The 22,275-nt window shown below is 58.5% G+C and carries 18 protein-coding genes, 3 tRNA genes and 2 pseudogenes; 20 read left to right on the top strand and 3 right to left on the bottom strand.

Going from position 1 to position 22,275, the window contains the following annotated elements; translation table 11 throughout:
• The 14 genes from folP to ACZ9BB_RS20170 all read left to right on the top strand — a co-directional run bounded on the left by folP (nucleotide 1) and on the right by ACZ9BB_RS20170 (nucleotide 12,880).
• The gene (gene folP / locus ACZ9BB_RS20235; RefSeq protein WP_476215666.1) at nucleotides 1-852 is read left to right on the top strand and encodes a dihydropteroate synthase; all 852 of its coding nucleotides are present in this window, start codon (nucleotides 1-3) and stop codon (nucleotides 850-852) included.
• 16 nt (nucleotides 853-868) lie between these two features.
• Complete coding sequence (gene glmM / locus ACZ9BB_RS20230; protein ID WP_476215664.1) at nucleotides 869-2,206, top strand: phosphoglucosamine mutase; 1,338 nt, start codon at nucleotides 869-871, stop codon at nucleotides 2,204-2,206.
• 66 nt (nucleotides 2,207-2,272) lie between these two features.
• Nucleotides 2,273-3,028 carry a triose-phosphate isomerase gene (gene tpiA / locus ACZ9BB_RS20225; protein WP_476215662.1) on the top strand — a complete coding sequence of 252 codons (756 nt, stop codon included), beginning with the start codon at nucleotides 2,273-2,275 and terminating at the stop codon, nucleotides 3,026-3,028.
• 4 nt (nucleotides 3,029-3,032) lie between these two features.
• The gene (gene secG / locus ACZ9BB_RS20220) at nucleotides 3,033-3,416 is read left to right on the top strand and encodes a preprotein translocase subunit SecG (RefSeq protein WP_017336473.1); all 384 of its coding nucleotides are present in this window, start codon (nucleotides 3,033-3,035) and stop codon (nucleotides 3,414-3,416) included.
• Nucleotides 3,417-3,437: 21 nt separating this feature from the next.
• Nucleotides 3,438-3,523 (top strand) — tRNA-Leu (locus ACZ9BB_RS20215).
• Between the two features lie 96 nt (nucleotides 3,524-3,619).
• A tRNA-Met gene (locus tag ACZ9BB_RS20210) sits at nucleotides 3,620-3,696 on the top strand.
• Nucleotides 3,697-3,834: 138 nt separating this feature from the next.
• Entirely contained in the window at nucleotides 3,835-4,293 is a 459-nt protein-coding gene (gene rimP, locus ACZ9BB_RS20205; protein ID WP_007973115.1) for a ribosome maturation factor RimP, read from the top strand.
• A gap of 47 nt (nucleotides 4,294-4,340) precedes the next feature.
• Nucleotides 4,341-5,822, top strand: coding sequence for a transcription termination factor NusA (gene nusA / locus ACZ9BB_RS20200; protein WP_007900474.1), 1,482 nt, complete (start codon nucleotides 4,341-4,343; stop codon nucleotides 5,820-5,822).
• A 27-nt stretch (nucleotides 5,823-5,849) separates the two neighbouring features.
• The gene (infB, locus tag ACZ9BB_RS20195) at nucleotides 5,850-8,375 is read left to right on the top strand and encodes a translation initiation factor IF-2 (protein ID WP_476215659.1); all 2,526 of its coding nucleotides are present in this window, start codon (nucleotides 5,850-5,852) and stop codon (nucleotides 8,373-8,375) included.
• Nucleotides 8,376-8,534: 159 nt separating this feature from the next.
• Nucleotides 8,535-8,936, top strand: coding sequence for a 30S ribosome-binding factor RbfA (gene rbfA, locus ACZ9BB_RS20190; RefSeq protein WP_007942872.1), 402 nt, complete (start codon nucleotides 8,535-8,537; stop codon nucleotides 8,934-8,936).
• Between the two features lie 3 nt (nucleotides 8,937-8,939).
• Nucleotides 8,940-9,857 (top strand): tRNA pseudouridine(55) synthase TruB, encoded by a 918-nt coding sequence (gene truB / locus ACZ9BB_RS20185; protein WP_454184867.1) that lies wholly within the window; start codon nucleotides 8,940-8,942, stop codon nucleotides 9,855-9,857.
• A gap of 117 nt (nucleotides 9,858-9,974) precedes the next feature.
• Nucleotides 9,975-10,244: a 30S ribosomal protein S15 gene (gene rpsO / locus ACZ9BB_RS20180; protein WP_011332409.1), complete on the top strand. Its 270-nt coding sequence runs from the start codon at nucleotides 9,975-9,977 to the stop codon at nucleotides 10,242-10,244.
• Between the two features lie 198 nt (nucleotides 10,245-10,442).
• Nucleotides 10,443-12,548 (top strand): polyribonucleotide nucleotidyltransferase, encoded by a 2,106-nt coding sequence (gene pnp / locus ACZ9BB_RS20175; RefSeq protein WP_476215656.1) that lies wholly within the window; start codon nucleotides 10,443-10,445, stop codon nucleotides 12,546-12,548.
• Nucleotides 12,549-12,804: 256 nt separating this feature from the next.
• Nucleotides 12,805-12,880, top strand: a tRNA-Thr gene (locus tag ACZ9BB_RS20170).
• 10 nt (nucleotides 12,881-12,890) lie between these two features.
• On the opposite strand, the gene ACZ9BB_RS20165 is transcribed toward ACZ9BB_RS20170, so the two are convergent.
• Nucleotides 12,891-13,436 (bottom strand): hypothetical protein, encoded by a 546-nt coding sequence (locus ACZ9BB_RS20165; protein WP_476215654.1) that lies wholly within the window; start codon nucleotides 13,434-13,436, stop codon nucleotides 12,891-12,893.
• A 303-nt stretch (nucleotides 13,437-13,739) separates the two neighbouring features.
• Here ACZ9BB_RS20165 and ACZ9BB_RS20160 point away from each other — a divergent pair, with 303 nt between their 5' ends.
• On the top strand, nucleotides 13,740-14,045 hold the full coding sequence (locus ACZ9BB_RS20160; protein WP_008009657.1) for a DUF6388 family protein: 306 nt from the start codon (nucleotides 13,740-13,742) through the stop codon (nucleotides 14,043-14,045).
• Between the two features lie 50 nt (nucleotides 14,046-14,095).
• Here the strand turns inward: ACZ9BB_RS20160 and nadC are convergent, their stop codons facing one another.
• The gene (gene nadC / locus ACZ9BB_RS20155) at nucleotides 14,096-14,944 is read right to left on the bottom strand and encodes a carboxylating nicotinate-nucleotide diphosphorylase (RefSeq protein ID WP_476215652.1); all 849 of its coding nucleotides are present in this window, start codon (nucleotides 14,942-14,944) and stop codon (nucleotides 14,096-14,098) included.
• 360 nt (nucleotides 14,945-15,304) lie between these two features.
• On the opposite strand from nadC, the pseudogene ACZ9BB_RS20150 reads away from it, so the two are divergent.
• The 5 genes and pseudogenes from ACZ9BB_RS20150 (at nucleotide 15,305) to ACZ9BB_RS20130 (ending at nucleotide 21,292) form a co-directional block, all read left to right on the top strand.
• Nucleotides 15,305-17,513 (top strand): annotated as a pseudogene (locus tag ACZ9BB_RS20150) (DUF1631 domain-containing protein).
• 64 nt (nucleotides 17,514-17,577) lie between these two features.
• Nucleotides 17,578-18,138, top strand: a complete 561-nt coding sequence (ampD, locus tag ACZ9BB_RS20145; RefSeq protein WP_476215650.1) for a 1,6-anhydro-N-acetylmuramyl-L-alanine amidase AmpD — start codon at nucleotides 17,578-17,580, stop codon at nucleotides 18,136-18,138.
• Nucleotides 18,135-18,971 carry a regulatory signaling modulator protein AmpE gene (gene ampE / locus ACZ9BB_RS20140; RefSeq protein ID WP_476215648.1) on the top strand — a complete coding sequence of 279 codons (837 nt, stop codon included), beginning with the start codon at nucleotides 18,135-18,137 and terminating at the stop codon, nucleotides 18,969-18,971. The genes ampD and ampE overlap by 4 nt, the downstream gene beginning before the upstream one ends.
• A gap of 323 nt (nucleotides 18,972-19,294) precedes the next feature.
• Nucleotides 19,295-20,386, top strand: a pseudogene (locus ACZ9BB_RS20135) (methyl-accepting chemotaxis protein); the annotation flags it as partial.
• A complete protein-coding gene (locus ACZ9BB_RS20130; protein WP_476218362.1) occupies nucleotides 20,363-21,292 on the top strand; it encodes a methyl-accepting chemotaxis protein in 930 nt (309 codons plus the stop codon). The pseudogene ACZ9BB_RS20135 and the gene ACZ9BB_RS20130, both read left to right, overlap by 24 nt.
• Nucleotides 21,293-21,494: 202 nt before the next feature.
• Here ACZ9BB_RS20130 and ACZ9BB_RS20125 read toward each other — a convergent pair whose 3' ends face one another.
• Nucleotides 21,495-22,274 (bottom strand): TatD family hydrolase, encoded by a 780-nt coding sequence (locus tag ACZ9BB_RS20125; protein ID WP_476215646.1) that lies wholly within the window; start codon nucleotides 22,272-22,274, stop codon nucleotides 21,495-21,497.
• Nucleotide 22,275: the final 1 nt, after the last annotated feature.

The raw sequence follows: 22,275 nt of genomic DNA, 5'->3' as shown, positions 1-22,275 counted from the left end.
ATGACTTCTGTTCAGTCCTCGACCCGGTTGCCTTGCGGCAATCGGGTTCTTGATTTGGCCCAGGCGCATGTCATGGGCATTCTCAATGTCACTCCCGATTCCTTTTCCGATGGCGGCCGATACAGTCAGTTGGATGCAGCCCTGCGCCACGCCGAGGCGATGGTGGTGGCTGGCGCGACGCTGATCGACGTCGGTGGCGAATCGACCCGGCCCGGTGCCAGGGCGGTTTCAGCGCTTGAAGAGCTGGAGCGCGTAGCGCCTATCGTTGAGCGCATCAGTCGCGAGCTGGATGTGATTATCTCGGTCGATACCTCCACGCCTGCCGTCATGCGCGAAACTGCGAGGTTGGGTGCGGGGTTGATCAATGACGTGCGCTCGTTGCGCCGCGACGGTGCCCTGGATGCGGCGGCGGCCACCGGTTTGCCGGTGTGCCTGATGCATATGCTCGGCGAGCCGGGCGACATGCAGGATAATCCGCAATATCAGGATGTTACGAAAGAGGTTGGCGAGTTTCTCGCCGAGCGCGTGGCCCAATGTGCGTCGGTGGGTATTCCCGCTGAGCGGATCATTCTTGATCCGGGCTTCGGCTTCGCGAAAACCCTGCAGCACAACCTGAGCTTGTTTAAACATATGGAGGCCTTGCACGCCTTGGGGCGGCCCCTGTTGGTCGGGGTTTCGAGAAAAAGCATGATCGGGCAAGCGTTGAACCGGCCGGTGGGGGAGCGCCTGCATGGCGGTCTGGCACTCGCGGCGCTGGCCTTGGTCAAAGGTGCGCGTATATTGCGCGTCCATGATGTGGCGGAAACAGTCGACGTGGTGCGGATGATCGCCGCGGTAGAATCAGCCGAATAAGAATGATGGAGTACTTATGAGCAAGAAATACTTTGGCACCGACGGCATTCGTGGTCGGGTCGGTGAATACCCTATTACTCCTGATTTCATGCTCAAGCTTGGCTGGGCAGCGGGCATGGCATTTCGCAGCATGGGTGCTTGCAAGGTACTCGTGGGCAAGGATACCCGGATCTCCGGTTACATGTTCGAGTCGGCGCTTGAAGCCGGGCTGACATCGGCAGGTGCTGATGTGATGCTTCTGGGGCCGATGCCGACGCCGGCCATCGCTTATCTGACGCGGACCTTTCATGCCGAAGCCGGCATCGTGATCAGCGCTTCGCATAACCCTCATGACGACAACGGCATCAAGTTTTTCTCTGGGAAGGGCACCAAGCTCCCGGATGAAGTCGAGCTGATGATTGAAGAGTTGCTCGATACCCCGATGACAGTGGTTGAATCGAGCAAGATCGGCAAGGTGTCGCGAATCAACGATGCCTCGGGCCGTTATATCGAATTTTGCAAGAGCAGCGTTCCGACCGGTACCAGTTTTGCCGGCCTGAAGATCGTGCTCGATTGTGCTCATGGCGCGACCTACAAGGTGGCGCCTAGTGTGTTCCGTGAGTTGGGGGCCGAGGTCGTTGTGCTTTCTGCTCATCCTAATGGCCTGAACATCAATGAAAATTGCGGTTCGACCCATATGGCGCCGCTGCAAGCTGCCGTGTTGGCCGAGCAGGCGGATTTGGGGATCGCCTTTGATGGGGACGGTGATCGTGTCCAGATGGTTGATCACACCGGTGCTGTCGTTGACGGTGATGAATTGCTATTCATCATCGCTCGCGATCTGCATGAGCGTGGCAAGTTGCAGGGGGGGGTGGTCGGTACGCTAATGAGTAATCTGGGGCTGGAGTTGGCCTTGGCGGATCTGGCGATTCCTTTTGTGCGAGCCAACGTTGGCGACCGTTATGTCATCTCCGAATTACTGGCGCGCGATTGGCTGGTGGGTGGTGAAAACTCGGGCCACATTGTCTGTTTCGGTCACACCACCACCGGTGACGCGATCATTGCTGCATTGCAGGTGCTGATGGCGCTGAAGAGGCGTGTAGAAGGTCTTGCTCAGTCCCGTCAGGCGCTGCGCAAGTGTCCTCAGGTGCTGATCAATGTTCGGTTTGGCGGTGGCGCGAGCCCGCTCGAGCATCCGACAGTCAAGGCCGCCAGTGATCGTGTCACTCAGGCAATGGCGGGTCGTGGGCGCGTGCTGTTGCGCAAGTCCGGGACCGAGCCGCTGGTGCGCGTCATGGTCGAGGGAGAGGACGAAACCCAGGTTCGTGGTTATGCCGAAGAGCTGGCAAAACTGGTAACTGAAGTTTCTGCCTGATTTCGGCTTGCCAGCCATGATTGTGTTGGGTAACATCTGCGCCCACTTTGACCGACGAGGTACAGCATGCGTCGCCCTATGGTAGCTGGTAACTGGAAGATGCACGGTACCCGCGCCAGCGTCGCTGAGCTGATCAACGGCCTTCGTCATCTGGCCTTGCCGAGCGATGTTGATGTCGCGGTATTCCCGCCTTGCTTGTATATCAATCAAGTGATTGATGGCTTGAAAGGCAAGTCGATTTCGGTCGGCGCGCAGAACTCTGCGGTGGAATCGATGCAGGGCGCATTGACCGGTGAGGTTGCGCCGAGTCAGTTGGTGGATGCAGGTTGTTCCCTGGTACTTGTCGGGCATTCCGAACGCCGCCAGATTATGGGCGAGCAGGACGGTATGCTGAATCGCAAGTTCGCAGCGGCACAGGCATGTGGCTTGATTCCGGTGTTGTGTATAGGGGAAACCCTCGAGCAGCGCGAAGCCGGGAAAACTCTTGAGGTTGTCGGGCGTCAGCTGGGCAGTATCATAGAGGAGCTGGGTGTTGGTGCCTTTGCCGAGGCAGTGATCGCTTACGAGCCGGTCTGGGCTATTGGCACAGGGCTGACTGCAACGCCGCAACAGGCTCAGGATGTGCATAAGGCCATTCGCGAGCAGTTGGCGGCAGAGAATTCTGAAGTCGCACGAGGTGTGCGGCTTCTATACGGCGGCAGCGTGAAGGCGGCCAATGCGGTCGAACTGTTCGGCATGCCGGATATCGATGGGGGGCTCATTGGTGGAGCTTCCCTGAATGCAGATGAGTTCGGTGCGATTTGTCGCGCCGCGGGAAACTGAAAAAATGCTGGAAACAGTCGTAGTCGTTTTTCATCTGCTGGGTGCATTGGGCGTAGTTGCTCTGGTATTGCTGCAGCAGGGTAAGGGTGCGGACGCTGGCGCATCTTTCGGAGCAGGTGCTTCAAATACTGTGTTCGGAAGCCAAGGTTCCTCTACCTTTCTTAGTAAGTTTACTGCTATACTTGCCGCCGGTTTCTTCATAACCAGCTTGGGGTTAGGTTACTTTGCTAAAGAGAAGGCTCACCAGCTGACTCAAGTAGGTTTGCCAAACCCGGCAGTGTTGGAAGTTCCAAAGCAACAACCGGCTTCTGATGATGTCCCGGTGCTTCAAGAGCAAAAGTCGGCTACTCCAGCGACTGACGTGCCTCCAGCTCAAGAGCAGAAGTAAGAAGGTTTCAAACGTAGTATTGCCGAGGTGGTGGAATTGGTAGACACGCAACCTTGAGGTGGTTGTGCCCATAGGGTGTAGGGGTTCGAGTCCCCTTCTCGGTACCAATTATCAGGAGAGCCCGCTGTTGCGGGCTTTCTTGTAGGTGGAAGGTTACATTGACCCTGTCAGGGATCGGTCGTATACTTCCGCCCCAGCTTTGTCGCGGGGTGGAGCAGTCTGGTAGCTCGTCGGGCTCATAACCCGAAGGTCGTCGGTTCAAATCCGGCCCCCGCAACCAGTTTAAGGAGCCCCTTTTAAGGGGCTTTTTGTTAGCTGGACACTTTCTACGCCGCTGTTCGACGGCGTTTCAAGGATGGGCGTTTCGCCCATTTTTTTATTTTGCACAGCATGCACATACATGCACGAGGGGGTTCAGGTGTCGAGCAAGCTAGAAGAGTTGCAGGCCTTGCTGGCCCCGGTGGTCGTGGCCCTAGGCTATGAATGCTGGGGTATTGAGTTTTCGGCTCAAGGTCGCCACTCAATGTTGCGCGTTTATATTGATAAAGAGGGCGGCGTGCTGGTGGACGATTGTGCCATCGTCAGCCGTCAGATCAGCGGTGTACTGGATGTTGAAGATCCTATCTCCGTTGAATACACCCTTGAAGTTTCCTCGCCTGGCATGGAACGCCCGCTGTTCACTCTTGAGCAGTTTGCAAAATTTGCCGGTGAACAAGTGAAGATCAAGCTGCGCTCGCCTTTTGAAGGTCGACGCAACTTTCAAGGCCTTCTGCGCGGTGTAGAAGAGCAGGACGTCGTGGTGCAGGTTGAAGACCATGAGTTCCTGTTGCCGATCGATATGATCGACAAGGCCAACATTATTCCCAGTTTTGACTGAGACGCGGATCCCGCGGATCCAATGGCTTGCGAAAGGCGAGGCGTACGATGAGCAAAGAAGTACTGCTGGTTGTTGAGTCGGTATCCAATGAAAAGGGCGTACCGGCAAACGTAATTTTTGAAGCGCTGGAGCTGGCTCTGGCCACTGCTACCAAAAAGCGTTTTGAGGACGAAGTCGATCTGCGTGTGGAAATCAATCGCCACACCGGTGCTTACGAGACATTCCGTCGCTGGACGGTTGTCGAAGAAGCAGACCTGGACGATCCGGCCATCGAAACCTGGCCGAGCAAGGTTGCCGAAACGCATCCTGGCGCCAAGGTCGGTGACGTAGTCGAAGAAAAGATCGAATCCATCGAGTTCGGCCGCATTGCCGCACAGACTGCCAAGCAAGTCATCGTGCAGAAAGTTCGCGAAGCCGAGCGTGCTCAAGTCGTTGACGCCTATCGCGAGCGCCTTGGGGAAATCATCTCCGGCACCGTGAAGAAAGTCACCCGCGACAACGTGATCGTCGACCTGGGCAATAACGCTGAAGCGTTGCTGGCCCGTGAAGACATCATCTCTCGCGAAACCTTCCGGGTTGGCGTGCGTCTGCGTGCGCTGCTCAAGGAAATCCGCACCGAGAACCGCGGCCCGCAGCTGATCCTGTCGCGTACCGCGCCGGAAATGCTGATCGAGTTGTTCCGCATCGAAGTGCCGGAAATCGCTGAAGGCCTGATCGAAGTAATGGCTGCGTCCCGTGATCCGGGTTCGCGCGCCAAGATCGCGGTCCGTTCCAAGGACAAACGCATCGACCCGCAAGGCGCTTGCATCGGTATGCGCGGTTCGCGCGTCCAGGCAGTGTCCGGCGAGTTGGGCGGTGAGCGTGTGGACATCGTCCTGTGGGACGATAACCCGGCTCAGTTCGTGATCAATGCAATGTCGCCGGCTGAAGTGGCGGCAATTATCGTTGACGAAGATGCCCATGCAATGGACATCGCCGTTGGCGCAGACAATCTGGCTCAGGCCATCGGTCGCGGTGGTCAGAACGTGCGTCTGGCCAGCCAGTTGACTGGCTGGACCCTGAACGTGATGACCGAATCGGACATCCAGGCTAAGCAACAAGCAGAAACCGGCGACATCCTGCGCAACTTCATCGACGAGCTGGAAGTCGACGAAGACCTGGCACAGGTGCTGGTAGATGAAGGCTTCACCAGCCTGGAAGAGATTGCCTACGTACCGTTGGAAGAAATGCTCAACATCGACGGCTTTGACGAAGAAACCGTCAACGAGCTTCGCGCTCGCGCCAAGGATCGTTTGTTGACCAAAGCCATCGCTACTGAGGAAAAGCTGGCAGACGCCCATCCGGCCGAAGACCTGCTCTCGCTTGAGGGTATGGACAAGGATTTGGCGATGGAACTGGCGGTGCGCGGCGTAATTACCCGCGAAGACCTGGCCGAGCAGTCTATTGACGACCTGCTCGACATCGACGGCATTGACGATGATCGTGCCGGCAAGTTGATCATGGCCGCCCGAGCCCACTGGTTCGAGTAATTAGGCGCGGCCTGAGGAGAGAAGTGCATGACGCAAGTCACGGTGAAACAACTGGCCGATGAGGTCAAAACACCGGTAGAGCGCCTGTTGCAGCAGATGCGTGAGGCAGGTCTGCCGCACACCGCCGCCGAAGAACATGTGACTGACAGTGAGAAGCAATCTTTGCTGACTCACTTGAAAAGCAGCCACAAGGCGAAAGTGGAAGAACCACGCAAGATCACGCTGCAGCGTAAAACCACCAGCACCCTGCGTGTTGCTGGCAGCAAAAGCATCAGCGTTGAAGTACGCAAGAAGAAAGTCTTCGTACAACGCAGCCCGGAAGAAATCGAAGCCGAGCGCAAGCGCGAACTGGAAGAGCGTCGCGCAGTAGAAAATGCTGCACGTCAGAAGGCTGAAGAAGAAGCCAAGCGTCGCGCCGAAGAAGAAGCGCGTCGCCAGCCTGCTGCTGCGCCAACCGCTACTGTCGAAGCTGTTGCAGCACCTGTTGCGGTTGCCGAGCCTGTGCGTGAAAGCGCCCCGGTCATGGCTGCTGCACCGGCACCTGCGGCCGATACCCGCAAACGCGATGAGCAGCGTCGTCCGGACAAACCACGTGCCGACGATAGCAATCGTCGTGGCAGTGGCGATGGCGAGCGCAAAAACGCTCCGCATCGTGCTTCGGTCAAGGAAAAAGCGCCTGCTCCACGCGTTGCGCCACGTACTACCGACGAAGAAAGCGATGGCTTCCGTCGTGGTGGTCGCGGCAAGGCCAAGCTGAAGAAACGCAACGCCCACGGTTTCCAGAGCCCAACCGGCCCTGTTGTGCGCGAAGTGAAGATCGGCGAGACCATCACTGTTGGCGATCTCGCCCAGCAGATGTCGGTCAAGGCAGCTGAAATCATCAAGTTCATGTTCAAACTGGGTACTCCAGCGACCATCAACCAGGTACTGGATCAGGAAACTGCCCAACTGGTTGCCGAAGAGTTGGGCCACAAAGTGACCCTGGTCAGCGACACCGCCCTGGAAGATTCCCTGGCCGAGTCCCTGAAGTTTGAAGGCGAAACGTTCTCCCGTGCACCGGTTGTGACCGTAATGGGCCACGTTGACCACGGTAAGACCTCGCTGCTCGACTACATCCGTCGTGCCAAGGTGGCTGCTGGCGAAGCCGGTGGTATCACCCAGCACATCGGTGCGTACCACGTTGAAACCGAACGCGGCATGGTCACCTTCCTCGACACCCCTGGTCACGCCGCGTTTACCGCCATGCGTGCCCGTGGTGCCAAGGCGACCGACATCGTGATCCTGGTGGTTGCAGCGGACGACGGCGTAATGCCGCAGACCGTTGAAGCCGTTCAGCACGCCAAGGCTGCTGGTGTTCCGCTGGTCGTTGCAGTGAACAAAATCGACAAGCCGGGCGCCGATCTCGATCGCATCCGTAGCGAACTGTCGGTTCACGGCGTGACTTCGGAAGAGTGGGGCGGCGACACCCCGTTCGTATCGGTTTCGGCGAAAGTCGGTACTGGCGTGGACGAGTTGCTCGAAGCCGTTCTGCTGCAAGCTGAAGTTCTTGAACTGAAAGCGACACCTTCGGCTCCTGGCCGTGGCGTTGTGGTTGAATCGCGTCTCGACAAAGGTCGTGGCCCGGTTGCAACCGTTCTGGTTCAAGACGGTACCCTGCGCCAGGGCGACATGGTGCTGGTCGGTTCGAACTATGGCCGCGTTCGCGCCATGCTCGACGAGAACGGCAAGCCAATCAAGGACGCCGGTCCTTCCATCCCTGTCGAGATTCTCGGCCTGGACGGTACCCCGGACGCTGGCGACGAGATGAGCGTTGTTGCCGACGAGAAGAAAGCCCGTGAAGTGGCTCTGTTCCGTCAAGGCAAGTTCCGCGAAGTCAAACTGGCCCGTGCTCACGCCGGCAAGCTCGAAAACATCTTCGAGAACATGGGGCAGGAAGAGAAGAAGACGCTCAACATCGTCCTCAAATCCGACGTCCGTGGTTCGCTGGAAGCGTTGAACGGCGCCTTGAACGGCCTGGGTAACGACGAAGTGCAAGTACGTGTGGTCGGTGGCGGTGTCGGTGGTATCACCGAGTCCGACGCCAACCTGGCACTGGCTTCCAACGCTGTACTGTTCGGTTTCAACGTGCGTGCCGATGCCGGCGCTCGCAAGATCGTCGAGCAGGAAGGTCTGGATATGCGTTACTACAACGTGATCTACGACATCATCGAAGACGTCAAGAAAGCCCTCACCGGTATGCTGGGCAGCGATGTTCGCGAGAACATCCTGGGTACCGCTGAAGTGCGTGACGTGTTCCGTTCGCCGAAGTTTGGCGCGATCGCCGGCTGCATGGTTATCGAAGGTGTTGTTCACCGTAACCGTCCAATCCGTGTACTGCGTGAAGACATCGTTATCTTCGAAGGCGAGCTGGAATCCCTGCGCCGCTTCAAGGATGACGCTTCCGAAGTACGTGCCGGCATGGAATGCGGTATCGGCGTGAAGAGCTACAACGACGTTAAAGTCGGTGACAAGATCGAAGTCTTCGAGAAGGTTCAGGTTGCTCGCAGCCTCTGACTCGCGCACTTCAAGGGCCACGATGAGCCGCCGCATGCAGATGCGCGGCGCAACGTCCGGACTCTAAACGCAACGCCCGGTCTGGCTTCTGTCAGGCCGGGCGTTTGCCGCTTTCAGACCCCTCGGGTTTCACCGTGGGGCAGTAACAGGTAACAAGACATGGCAAAAGAATATAGCCGTACCCAACGTATCGGCGATCAGATGCAGCGTGAGCTGGCACAGCTGATCCGTCGTGAAGTCAAAGACCCGCGCGTCGGCCTGGTCACTATTACCGCTGTTGAAGTCAGCCGTGACGTCGGTCACGCCAAGATTTTCATCACCGTGATGGGGCAGGACAATGCCGAAGACATCGCGCAAAGCATCAAGGTGCTCAACTCCGCCGCCGGTTTCCTGCGCATGCAGTTGGCCCGCGAAATGAAGTTGCGCAGCGTCCCGCAGTTGCACTTCCACTACGACGAAAGCGTCGTGCGTGGCGCGCACCTTTCGGCCCTGATCGAGCGTGCGGTGGCTGAAGACAATCAGCACCCGGTAGCGGCTGAACCCGAAGACGCCAAGGAGTAATCGGTGGCTCAGGTCAAACGTATCCGTCGTAACGTCAGCGGCATCATCCTGCTCGACAAGCCGCTGGGTTTCACTTCCAACGCGGCGTTGCAGAAGGTCCGCTGGTTGCTCAACGCCGAGAAAGCCGGGCATACCGGCAGTCTCGATCCGCTGGCCACCGGTGTGCTGCCGTTGTGCTTCGGCGAAGCCACCAAGTTCTCGCAATACCTGCTCGATTCCGACAAGGGTTATGAAACCCTGGCGCAACTGGGCAAGACCACCACCACGGCCGATGCCGAAGGTGAAGTTTTGCAGGAACGCCCGGTGACCGTTGGTCGCGCCGATATCGAAGCTGTGCTGCCGAAATTTCGTGGGCAAATCAGTCAGATACCGCCGATGTACTCGGCGCTCAAGCGCGACGGCCAGCCGCTGTACAAGCTGGCCCGTGCAGGCGAGGTAGTGGAGCGCGAACCGCGTTCTGTTACTATTGCGCGCTTGGAATTATTGGCCTTTGAGGGTGATACTGCGCGACTTGCAGTGGATTGCAGCAAAGGCACCTATATCCGCACCCTGGTGGAGGATATCGGTGAGCAACTCGGTTGTGGCGCTTACGTGGCTGAATTGCGACGTACCCAGGCCGGGCCTTTCACGCTTGCACAGACCGTCACCCTGGAAGAGCTGGAAGCAGTACATGCCGAAGGCGGCAACGAAGCGGTCGACCGCTTCCTGATGCCATCGGACAGCGGCCTGCTGGATTGGCCGCTGTTGCATTTCTCGGAGCACAGCGCGTTCTACTGGCTCAACGGCCAACCGGTACGCGCCCCGGATGCACCGAAGTTCGGCATGGTACGGGTACAGGATCACAATGGTCGCTTCATCGGTATCGGTGAAGTGAGCGAAGACGGGCGCATCGCGCCACGTCGACTGATTCGGTCAGAATGACCGAACGAGGGTGGCTGTTAACAGGCACGGTCACTACTCATTTTTAGATACAGGGATTTGTCCCTGGCCTGTTGAAACTGTTTTTCTGAAACAGTTTCCTGATAAAAGGATTGCCTCATGGCTCTCGACGTTCAAGAAAAAGCTCAAATCGTAGCTGACTACCAGCAAGCTGTTGGTGACACTGGTTCGCCAGAAGTGCAAGTTGCACTGCTGACCGCCAACATCAACAAACTGCAAGGTCACTTCAAGGCCAACGGTAAAGATCACCACTCCCGTCGTGGTCTGATCCGCATGGTTAACCAGCGTCGTAAGCTGCTGGACTACCTGAAAGGCAAGGACGTGAGCCGTTACAGCGCTCTGATCGCTCGCCTGGGTCTGCGTCGCTAATAAGCGATTGCGCTAGAGGTTGGTTGTCTGTCGTGCGCCAGCGGGTTTCCCGCAGGCACATGGCAGGCTTCCAGCCTCAAGTTTTATCTGGACAACAGTTTTACCCTGGACAATGAACGTCGGGCCGATTCCCGGCATTGCCCAAGAATTTCGCAAGAAGACAAGTTCCCCCAAGAGCCACTAAGAAGGTAGGACACCGTGAACCCGGTAATCAAAAAATTCCAGTTCGGTCAGTCGACCGTTACCCTCGAGACTGGCCGTATCGCCCGTCAGGCCTCCGGCGCAGTATTGGTCACCGTTGACGATGACGTCAGCGTATTGGTGACTGTAGTCGGTGCCAAACAAGCCGACCCAGGCAAGGGCTTCTTCCCTCTGTCCGTTCACTACCAGGAAAAGACTTACGCTGCCGGTAAGATCCCTGGCGGTTTCTTCAAGCGTGAAGGCCGTCCTTCCGAGAAAGAAACCCTGACTTCCCGACTGATCGACCGTCCGATCCGTCCGCTGTTCCCGGAAGGCTTCATGAACGAAGTGCAGGTTGTCTGCACCGTCGTTTCCACCAGCAAGAAGACCGATCCGGACATCGCTGCGATGATCGGTACCTCGGCTGCGCTGGCCATCTCCGGCATTCCTTTCGATGGCCCGATCGGCGCTGCCCGCGTTGCGTTCCACGAAAGCACCGGCTACCTGCTGAACCCGACTTACGAACAGCTGAAAGCATCGAGCCTGGACATGGTCGTTGCCGGTACTTCGGAAGCCGTTCTGATGGTTGAATCGGAAGCCAAAGAGCTGACCGAAGACCAGATGCTGGGCGCGGTACTGTTTGCTCACGACGAGTTCCAGGTGGTGATCAACGCCGTTAAAGAACTGGCCGCTGAAGCCGCCAAACCGACCTGGACCTGGGCTGCTCAGCCAGAAGCCACCGCACTGCTGGGCGCTATCCGTGCCGAGTTCGGCGATGCGATCTCCCAGGCTTACACCATCACCATCAAGGCCGACCGTTACGCTCGCCTGGGCGAACTGAAAGACCAGGTGGTTGCCAAGCTGTCCGGTGAAGAAGGCCAACCGACTTCCGCTGAAGTCAAAGCGGCTTTCGGCGAAATCGAATACCGCACCGTTCGCGAAAACATCGTTAACGGCAAGCCACGTATCGACGGCCGCGACACCCGTACCGTTCGTCCGCTGAACATCGAAGTTGGTGTTCTGCCGAAGACCCACGGTTCGGCATTGTTCACCCGTGGCGAAACCCAGGCTCTGGTTGTTGCAACGCTGGGCACCGCCCGTGACGCACAACTGCTGGATACCCTGGAAGGCGAGAAAAAAGACCCGTTCATGCTGCACTACAACTTCCCTCCGTTCTCGGTGGGCGAGTGTGGTCGCATGGGTGGCGCTGGTCGTCGCGAAATCGGTCACGGCCGTCTGGCCCGCCGTTCGGTTCAGGCCATGCTGCCTGCTGCCGACGTGTTCCCGTACACCATCCGTGTAGTGTCGGAAATCACCGAATCCAACGGTTCGAGCTCCATGGCTTCGGTCTGCGGCGCTTCGCTGGCTCTGATGGACGCCGGTGTACCGATGAAGGCACCGGTTGCCGGTATCGCCATGGGTCTGGTTAAAGAAGGCGAGAAATTCGCCGTCCTGACCGACATCCTGGGTGACGAAGACCACTTGGGCGACATGGACTTCAAAGTAGCCGGTACCGCCAAAGGTGTTACCGCGCTGCAGATGGACATCAAGATCAAAGGCATCACCGAAGAAATCATGGAAATCGCTCTGGGCCAAGCCCTGGAAGCGCGCCTGAACATCCTCGGTCAGATGAACCAGATCATTGGCCAGTCGCGTACCGAACTGTCGGAAAACGCTCCGACCATGATCGCGATGAAAATCGACACCGACAAAATCCGTGATGTCATCGGTAAAGGCGGCGCGACCATTCGTGCGATCTGTGAAGAGACCAAGGCTTCGATCGACATCGAAGACGACGGCTCGATCAAGATCTTCGGCGAAACCAAGGAAGCTGCTGAAGCTGCACGTCAGCGCGTTCTGGGCATTACCGCTGAAGCCGAAATCGGCAAGATCTACGTCGGCAAGGTTGAGCGCATCGTCGATTTCGGCGCATTCGTCAACATCCTGCCTGGCAAGGACGGTCTGGTTCACATCTCGATGCTGAGCGACGCTCGCGTTGAGAAAGTGACCGACATCCTCAAAGAAGGCCAGGAAGTGGAAGTACTGGTACTGGACGTGGACAACCGTGGCCGTATCAAGCTGTCCATCAAAGACGTAGCAGCAGCCAAGGCTTCGGGCGTTTAATTACTCCTGCGCTTAACCGCTGAACAACAAAACGCCCCGACTGGTTCGGGGCGTTTTGCTGTGTGCAGGAAAAAAGCTGAGCATGAAATTTGGAGTGGTGAGGGAGCTTGCTCCCGCCGGGTTGCGAAGCGACCCCGATGCATCACGGCAGGCGCACTGCGTGTACCGGTTTTACGGCTGCTGCGCAGCCGAGCGGGAGCAAGCGCCCTCGCCACAAGTTGCCGGACCTCGAGACCGGTGCTAGGTTTAGCCCACAGCCCGTGTAGCTCAGCCGGTAGAGCAGCGCACTCGTAACGCGAAGGTCGCAGGTTCGATTCCTGTCTCGGGCACCACTCTCCTCGCTTATTTCACCTTTCTGCTCAGATCTTCAACGGTGCGCTTGAGCTGATCCATCGCACGCTCCTGATCACTGATTTCCCGTTTCAGACTGGAAATTTCGCTGTTGTTCGAGCTTGAGCTGGAGCCGCTGTTGCGTTTTAGCTCTTCCACTTGCTTGCCAAGGCTGTTCAGATCGCGTTCCTGTTCATTGACCGTACGCTTGAGATCGTCAATCTCCTTGCTGCTGGAGTTTGAGCTGGAACCGCTGCTGCGTTTGAGTTCCTCGATCTGACGGGCTTGCTCGCTGATGGTGCGCTTCTGGCTTTCCAGTTCGCTGGCATTGGCCTTCACGGTTTTTTGCAGGCCTTCCAGATCATCAATGCTGAGGCTGGTTCTGACGAGCGTGTCCTTACCGAATGAATTGTGGAGGGCAGAGATTTTGTCGGAGTACAACGCAGGGTCAGAAGTGACTTCGACAGCCGCTTGAGCCGCGCTGGCCAATGTCAGGCTGCCGAGCAGCAGGGTAGCGGTGGCAAGCCGGGTAGACAAAACCTTCGAAAAACTGCGCATCACTGGGGTTCCTTGTGAAGTACCGATATGGCACATCGCTATGACTTGGGATTTCGATTTATGTTCCCAAGGACTCTGGCACCTTATGCGCGTGGCTTTTTGTGAAATGGATGTAAAGACTCGTGTAAATCATCGGCAAAACGTCCTATATTCGTTGCCTGCATGAGCATCGCCCAGCAGTTTTCAGATGATCCCGAATGGTTCTGAAGGCCAGACAAACCGGGCTTAAAACGGTTTTTTTGCGTCAGAGAGATCCTTGATGATCCAGATCCATCTTCCATTCCCCAGATCAGCGAGAACGCCATGACCGTTAAAGAATTGACCCAAGAAGCCAGACACGAAGAAGCCCTCAAAAAGTACGCGCTAGACGCGCACGAATTGATGGAAGAGATCAAGGACCTGCCCGCCGACGATCAGAAAGACCAGATTCAGTGGGCGTTCGAGGATGAGGCAGAAGCCCAGGGTTTGCAGCCGTGGGAACTGACGCTCAAGTACACCTCAAGCCCGGAAGAGTACGAGGCCGCGCGCCTGGCCCTGCACAAGGAGGCGGCCGAGGTATTGGGCGTCGAGTGGGAAGAGTACTGCGAGATGAACAATCTGGTGGTCTGACAAAAACGCCAGCCTTCATAAGGCTGGCGTTTTTCATTCAACAAGCGCGATCAAAGGCTCAGACGCATAGACAGGTCGACAGCCTTCACATCCTTGGTCATCGCACCAATCGAAATGTAATCCACCCCGGTTTCGGCGATGGGCAGCAGCGTGCTTTCGTTGACGCCGCCGCTGGCCTCCAGTTTTGCCTTGCCGGCGTTCAGGCGCACGGCTTCGCGCATGTCATCCAGGCTCAGTTCATCGAGCATGATGATGTCGGCACCGGCCGCCAGGGCTTCTTTCAGCTCCGCCAGATTCTCCACTTCAATCTCCACCGGTTTGCCCGGGGCGATCTTGTGCGCAGCATGGATGGCTTGCGGGATGCCACCGCAGGCGGCGATATGGTTTTCCTTGATCAGGAACGCGTCATACAGGCCGATGCGGTGGTTGTGGCAGCCACCGCAGGTTACGGCATATTTCTGGGCCAGACGCAGCCCCGGCAGGGTTTTGCGGGTATCGAGCAACTTCACCTGAGTGCCGGCGACGAAGTCGGCCAGGAACTGTGCGCGAGTGGCTACCCCGGACAGCAGTTGCAGGAAGTTCAGCGCGCTACGTTCGCCGGTGAGCAGTGAGCGCGCCGGGCCTTCGAGGTGGAATAGCACCTGATTGGGTTTTACCCGCTCGCCGTCGCTCACCTGCCAATGCACCGCAACCCGCGGGTCCAGCTGCCGAAACACAGTATCGACCCACGCGGTGCCGCAGATGATGGCGGCGTCGCGGGTGATGATGGTGGCTTTGGCCAGGCGTTCGGCCGGGATCAGTTGCGCGGTGATATCGCCGCTGCCGATGTCCTCGAGCAACGCACGGCGCACGTTGGCTTCGATTTCGGCGGTCAAATCGGCGAGACGTAGATTCGGCATAACGGACTCCACAAACAAAGTGGCCCGATTATAGGGCCTTGGTGCGAGGCAACCCAAGGCATCAACGACCATCCCGTCGTTCGCAAGCCCGCATTTGGTCGATTTACGCGAGCAATCGATGCTAAGCAAGGGGCTTTTCTAAACGTCTATTTCCATGGGGAGCGCAGAGTCTGCTGGCACAACAGAGGTCTTTTATCGATAATCCGCCTTGCATTTGACGTCATAGCCTTGACGTAACTTTGGATTCCTTATTATTGAATGACAACGGGTGGTGACTGTTCCCGTTGAGCGCCGGCTGTGTAGCCTGCGCGCTCGATCTTTCTTACCGAACCACAGAATCACCGTTTCAGGGAGGCTTGGATGCACAATGACGGGAATGTAGTGCCTTTGCACAAGGCCGCTACCGACCAGGCGACTCACTCGCCGCTCGCCCGCCTGCCCGTGATTCTGCTTCAGGTTCGCGACAAGGCCGCGCAACAACTCAAGGAGGGCTTGCAGGCGCTGTTCGATAACGCCGATGACACCCTGTTCGAAATGGCCGACCGGGCCCGCAACGACATCGAGCAAAACATCTTCTTTGAAGCCATGCGCGATCTGCGCCTCAAGCGTAAAAGCATCGAGACGCGGTTTTCTCGAGCAATTCTTCGAGGCTTTCATCGGCCTCACCCAGCGCGACACCTTTCAAGCGGCCTTGCCCCCGGCATTGGCTTTCGATGCCTCGGCGCCGCTACCCCATGACGACATGGAACGTAATGTGGCGGTGGAGGCCATGGTCGGCAAAGTGCTGAGCCGCGACGGTTTCGCCCTCGATCAACTGACGGCCCGACTCAGCATGCTGCTGGGCAAGTCGCTGATCGAACGGCACAACCCCATGGGGCCGACGCTGCTCTGCGAGTATTTCTTGCAGGCCGGGCGCAACCTGGGGATGGAGATCAAGGTCAAGCTGATCATCCTTAAGTTGTTCGAGCGCTATGTACTCAGCAGCGCTGATCAGCTCTACGCCGAAGCCAATCAACTGCTGATCGCCACCGGCGTGCTGCCGGACCTAAAACCCGCTCCGGCGCGACGTGCCTCCGATCGGGCGGCCGCCAGTGTGCATGCCGACGCCGCCGAGGCAGGCGTGCACTCTGGCAACCCTCAGATGGACGATGGCGTGCAGGAGGTCTTCGCCGCCTTGCAGGAGTTGCTGTTCCACGTGCGTGGCAGCGTCGCGCCGACCCTGGAGGCCAGTGCCCAGACCCAACCCATTTCTACCCGCGACCTGCTGCGCCTGCTCTCGCACTTACAGCAATACGTGCCGGCGCTGGCGGTACAGGACGACTTCGATCTGCGTAATCAGCTCGAACAACTGCTGACCCGGGTCAGCGTCAAAAGCGGCAGGTCACGCGTGGTCGGGGTGGCCGACGAAGACGTGATCAACCTGATTGCCATGCTCTTCGAATGCATCCTCGATGACCGCAATTTGCCGGACTCCCTCAAGGCGCTGATCGCTCGTTTGCAGATCCCGATGCTGAAAGTCGCGGTACTCGACAAGAGCTTTTTCAGCCGCAGCAGCCATCCCGCCCGGCGCTTGCTCAACGAAATCGCCGCCGCGGCCATGGGCTGGGGCGAATGCGATGACCATCAGCGTGACAGCCTGTACCTGCGCATCGAGCAGGTGGTGCAGCGCTTGTTGAACGACTTTGTCGATGACCCTGCGATCTTTTCCGAACTGCTGGCGGATTTTCTCGCCTTCACCAGTGACGAGCGCCGTCGCAGCGAATTACTGGAACAGCGCACCCGTGACGCCGAAGAAGGCCGCGCCAGGACCGAACTGGCTCGCCAGCATGTCGAGCAGGCGCTGAACCAGGCGTTGGTGGGCAAGGTTCTCCCGCGCCGCGTGGTGGCGTTTGTTCAGGAGGCCTGGAGCAAAGTGCTGTTGCTGACTTGCCTCAAACACGGTGATCAGTCCGCCGAATGGCACGCCGATGTGCAGACCATGGCGCAATTGATCTGGAGCGTGCAGCGCCATGACGAACCTGACGCGAATCTGCGCTTGTTGGCGTTGGTGCCGGGGTTGCTCAAGTCATTGCGCGATGGGTTGAGCAGCTCGGCCTTCGACCCGTTCGCCACCAGCGAGTTTTTCAGCGAGCTGGAAGCCTTGCACGTTCAACTGTTCGAGCGTCCGAGCTTGAAAAGCACGCGTGTTGACGGGCCGGCGATGATTGAAGTGCGGCAGGAAATCGTGCTTCGTACCGCTGACGAAGGCCCGGTTGCTACGGCCTCGGTGTTTTTTCATGAGGACGATGTTGCTCTGCTTCAGGTCGATCAACTGCGTCCGGGCTGCTGGGTGGAGTTTCAGGAAGACGAGGAAAATACCCTGCGCTGCAAGTTGGCGGCGATCATTGAAGCCACCGGCAAGTACATCTTCGTCAACCGCACCGGGATGAAGGTGCAGGAACACAGCCGTACCGGTCTGGCCCTGGAGTTCCGGCGTGGCGCGGTGCGAACGCTGGACGACACTTTACTGTTCGACCGGGCGCTGGAATCGGTGCTCGGCAACTTGCGGCGTCTCAATCGCGGCAAGTGATCGCGCGTCGAGGGTCTATCGCGGCATACTGGGCGCCAACACAGTCGTCGTTGAAGGAACCTGTATGCAGTTGGACCCCGCGAGCGGTTGGTGTCAGGGTGTGCGTTTATGCCCCTCGCCCAACTTCAATGCGCGCCCCGAGGGCGAAATTTCCTTGCTGGTGATCCACAACATCAGCCTGCCGCCCGCGCAGTTTCTGACCGGCAAGGTGCAGGAATTTTTCCAGAATCGTCTGGATGTCACGGAGCATCCCTACTTTGCAGGGATCGCCGACCTGCGGGTATCAGCGCATTTTCTGATTGAACGTGACGGCGCCGTCACTCAGTTTGTCTCTTGTCTTGAGCGCGCCTGGCACGCTGGCGTCTCGTGTTTCGAAGGGCGGGACACTTGTAATGATTTTTCCGTGGGCATCGAGCTTGAAGGCACGGATGATCTACCGTTCACCGACGCCCAATATCAGGCGTTGACGACCCTGACCCGACAGCTGCAAAGCGCCTTCACGGGCATCACCGCGCAACGTATCTGCGGGCATAGCGACATTGCACCCGGACGCAAGACTGATCCGGGACCGGCGTTCGACTGGGCACGCTATCGCGCGGCTCTGGAAAAAAAGGAGCAACAATGAGTTTTCTGGTGCTGCTGCTGGCGGTATGGATCGAAAAGTTCTCGGCCTTGCGCCATCAGGTTCAACGTGATGGCGGCTGGGTGCGTGAACTGAACAAGCTTGAAGCCAACCCCCGCATGACGAGCCGTCCGTGGTTGATACTGCTGGTGCTGGTGTTGTTGCCGGTGGCGCTGCTGGGGTTGCTGTTGGTGGTGCTGGAGCCGGTGGCCTACGGCTTGTTGGCGTTGCCGGTGCACCTGCTGGTGGTGATTTACAGTCTGGGCCGTGGCGATCTACTGACTGGCCTGGGGCCGTTTCGCGACGCCTGGCGCCGGGAAGACCTGCAAGCCGCCGCCCATGTGGCCAAACGCGATCTGGATATCTGCGCCGACAGTGGCGAGCAACTGCTGGAGCGAGTCGAAGGGCATCTGCTGTGGGAGGCCTATCAGAGCTTTTTCGCGGTGATCTTCTGGTACTTCCTGCTGGGTCCGGTCGCGGCCCTGAGCTATCGACTGCTGGCGCTGGCCGAAGAGTACGGGCAGAACCCGGCCGTGGTCGAGCGCGCGGCACAACTGCGTCACGCATTCGATTGGGTGCCGGTGCGGCTGCTGGCGGCGAGTTTTGCGCTGGTCGGCAACTTTGTCGCGGTCAGCCGGGTGATGCTGCATGAACTGCTGAACTGGAACATCAGCGCCGCCCAACTGATCGAGAAGGTCGGGCTGGTGGCCGGGGAAATCCCGGCGCCGGTGGTGGGGCCGGATGGTATCAACAGCCTGGACCGGATCTGGGAGCTGCTGCTGCGCGCGGCGGTGCTTTGGTACGCCGGGTTTGCGTTGTGGACGGTGTTGTCGTAAACCACAACACATGTGGCGAGGGGGCTTGCCCCCGTTGGGTCGCGAAGCGGCCCCCAGGGTCCGTTCAGACAGATCGAGTTATCCGGATTTACGACTGCTTCGCAGCCGAACGGGGGCAAGCCCCCTCGCCACAGGGGGGCTCATCAGCTCCAACAACGGTACCCCGTCGTTAACCTTAAGTTACAAAACCTTCCTCCGATTTAGGCTATACAGAGACAGCGCCAATAGTGGCTATCTGCTGTATCTGCGCACCTGCCAATAAAAATAAAAAATCGAAGGGAGACTTCACAGTGAAGAGCTTGCTCTATCCCGCTGTCGCGCTGATGAACCGCCTGAGCTTCGGCATGAAGTTCAGCCTGATCAGCGTGCTGTTCCTTGTGCCGATGCTGGTGACCAACTTCTATCTGGTGCGCGACTCCTATCGCGAATTCCAGGGCACCCGGGTCGAGCTGCAGAGCCTCGACCTGCTGGGCAGCGGCCTGAGCCTGCGCCGGGACCTGGAAACCCTGAACAACCTGGTACAGATCAACGTCACCCTCGGCCAGTCCGGCAAGGCCGGTCACGTCGAGTCGAACATCAGTGCCCTGGAGCAAAGCGTGCTGACCCGTTTGCAAGGGCTGGTGGCGATGACCACTGACCCGGAACAAGTCACGTTTTTCAATGGCAAGCGCGATGAAATGATCGCGGCGTTCAAGGCCCAGCAAGGGGAAAACTCCCTGCAAAGCAAAAGTGCACTGATTGGCAAATTGCTCGGCAACGCGCAGATTTTCAGCCAGATCATTGCCAGTCAGGCCGGCCTGAGTCGCGACAGCCAGAGCGACATGCGTCAGTTGAGTGAGCTCATTACCAACGTCACGCCGGCCGTCACCCAAACGCTCGGCGAAGGCCGGGCGATGGGTTCTTACTCGTTGGGGCTGGGCTTTCTCAATTCGGCCTCGAGTACCCGATTCGATGAGTTGCTGGCGCAGATCGAAAAACTCCAGGCCGAATACGGTCTGAAATTGCAGGATGCTCTGGGCTCCAGTAAAGCCGCACGCGAAACGCTGGTCGCTCAGGCCGAAAGCAGCAAGGCCTCCCTGAAAAAGGCCAGTGAACTGTTCGAAGAACAGGTGGTGATGGCCGATTCCCTCGATGCGCCATGGCAGGCCTTTTTCGATCAGGTCACGGGCCTGATGGACCAGACCTACCAATTCAATGAAGCCACCCTGAAGTTTCTCGGTAGCCAGTTGCAGCAGCGCCTGGAGCAGCACCGCACCCACATGGTCTTGCAAGCGGTGGCGCTGGCGCTGGTGTTTGTGCTGATCTTTTACCTCTACGGCGGTTTCTACGCCTCGACCCGCACCACTCTCAAGCGTCTGGGCGCGGTGATGGACAAGGTGGCGGCCGGTGACATGACCGTGACCTTCAGCGCCAACAGCCGCGATGAACTGGGCGAGTTGGGCGAGGTGTTCACCGGCACGGTGAAAAAAATCCATGACCTGATTGAGCGGGTGGGCCAGACCGTCAGTGAAGTCGAGCGCCAGGCCGGCCAGGTCGAGAGCGTGTCCGCCCAGAGCAATCAGGCGGTGGCGGGGCAGCGGACACAAATCGAGCAGGTCGCCACGGCGATGAACCAGATGTCAGCCACTTCGCTGGAGGTGGCGCGCAGTGCTTCTGCAGCTGTCAGCAGCGCCCACAGCGTCAATGACGAGACCATCAGTGGTCGCGGGCTGGTGGAGTCCCAGCAGTGCAGCATCGCAGCCCTTGCCAGTGAGATCGATCAGTCAGTGCGGGTGATCAATCAATTGGCCAGCGACAGTCAGTCCATCAGCCGCGTGTTGGAAGTGATCAAGAGCATTGCCGAGCAAACCAACCTGCTGGCTCTCAACGCAGCCATCGAAGCCGCGCGTGCGGGCGAGCAGGGCCGGGGTTTTGCGGTGGTGGCGGACGAGGTCCGGACCCTGGCCAAGCGCACCCAGCAATCGACCGAAGAAATCGAACAGATGATCGCCAAGCTGCACGGCGGTGTTGGTGCAGCGGTCAAGGCCATGGGCACCAGCCATCAAATGGCCAATGGCACGGTGGGGCAGTCGGAAAAGGTCCAGCAGGCCCTGGAAAATATCCTCGGCGCGGTCGGCATGATCGTCGATCAGAACCAACAGATTGCCGCCGCGGTAGAGCAGCAGACTGCCGTGGCTCACGACATCGACCAGAACATCGTCGAGATCAACCGCGCCGGTGAGCGCACCGCTGACGGCGCGCACCAGACTGAAAATGCCAGCCGAGCGTTGTCGGCGCAGGTGTTGGAACTCAAGCAATTGATCAGCGCGTTCCGGGTTTAAAAAGCACCGCGAAACAAATGTGGGAGAGAGCTTTTGTGGCGAGGGGGCTTGCCCCCGTTGGGTCGCGAAGCGGCCCCCGGCGCCCATCCAGACAGACCAGGTTGTCCGGATTTACGACTGCTTCGCAGCCGAACGGGGCGATGCGGCGTTCCGACAAGCCCCCTCGCCACAGAGCTCGCACCACAGGGGATGTGTGCGGTGACTAACGCCAGTTGAACAACTCGCAGGCGTTAGCCGTGCTGGCGGCGGCCAGTCGTTCGGGACTGACTGCCATGATGGCGGCCAGTGCCTCGCAGATCGCCGGCAAATGGCTCGGGCTATTACGCTGGCCGGGGAACATGGCAGGAGCCATGTCCGGTGAGTCGGTTTCCAGTACCACCGATTCAAGGGGTAATGTGGCGATCACCCGGTGCATGCGCAGAGCCTGCGGCCAGGTTGCGGCGCCGCCGAGGCCGAGTTTGAACCCGAGCTTGATGTATTCGCGAGCCTCTTCCTGGCTGCCGGCGAAGGCATGAATGATCCCCGCCCGCTTCAAGCGAAACCGTTTGAGCGTAGCAATCACCGCCGCATGGCTGCGTCGCACGTGAATCAGTGCCGGCAGATTGAAGTCCGCCGCCAGTTGCAGTTGAGCGTCGAACAGCGCCTGCTGGCGTTCACGATCCAGGGTTTCGATGAAGTAATCCAGACCGATCTCGCCCACCGCGCATAACTGTCGATGGCCCGCTAATCGCGTCAGCCAGTCACCGAGTTCGGCCAAGTCTTCAGGGCGATGGTCATCCAGATACACCGGGTGCAAACCGAACGCCGCGTACAAATCAGGATCGCTTTGCACCAACTCCCAGACCCGCTGCCAATTGGCCTGATAAACCCCCAGCACCACCATCCGCCGCACGCCGAGGGTGCGGCTCTCGGCCAGCAGCGCCTGACGATCCTCGTCGAAGTCCGGAAAATCCAGATGAGTGTGGGTGTCGATCAGTTCCACG

It is taken from the genome of Pseudomonas sp. TE3552 (assembly GCF_056278945.1).
The sequence above is the reverse complement of the archived record's forward strand: the minus strand, read 5'-3'. Positions and strand labels throughout refer to the sequence as shown.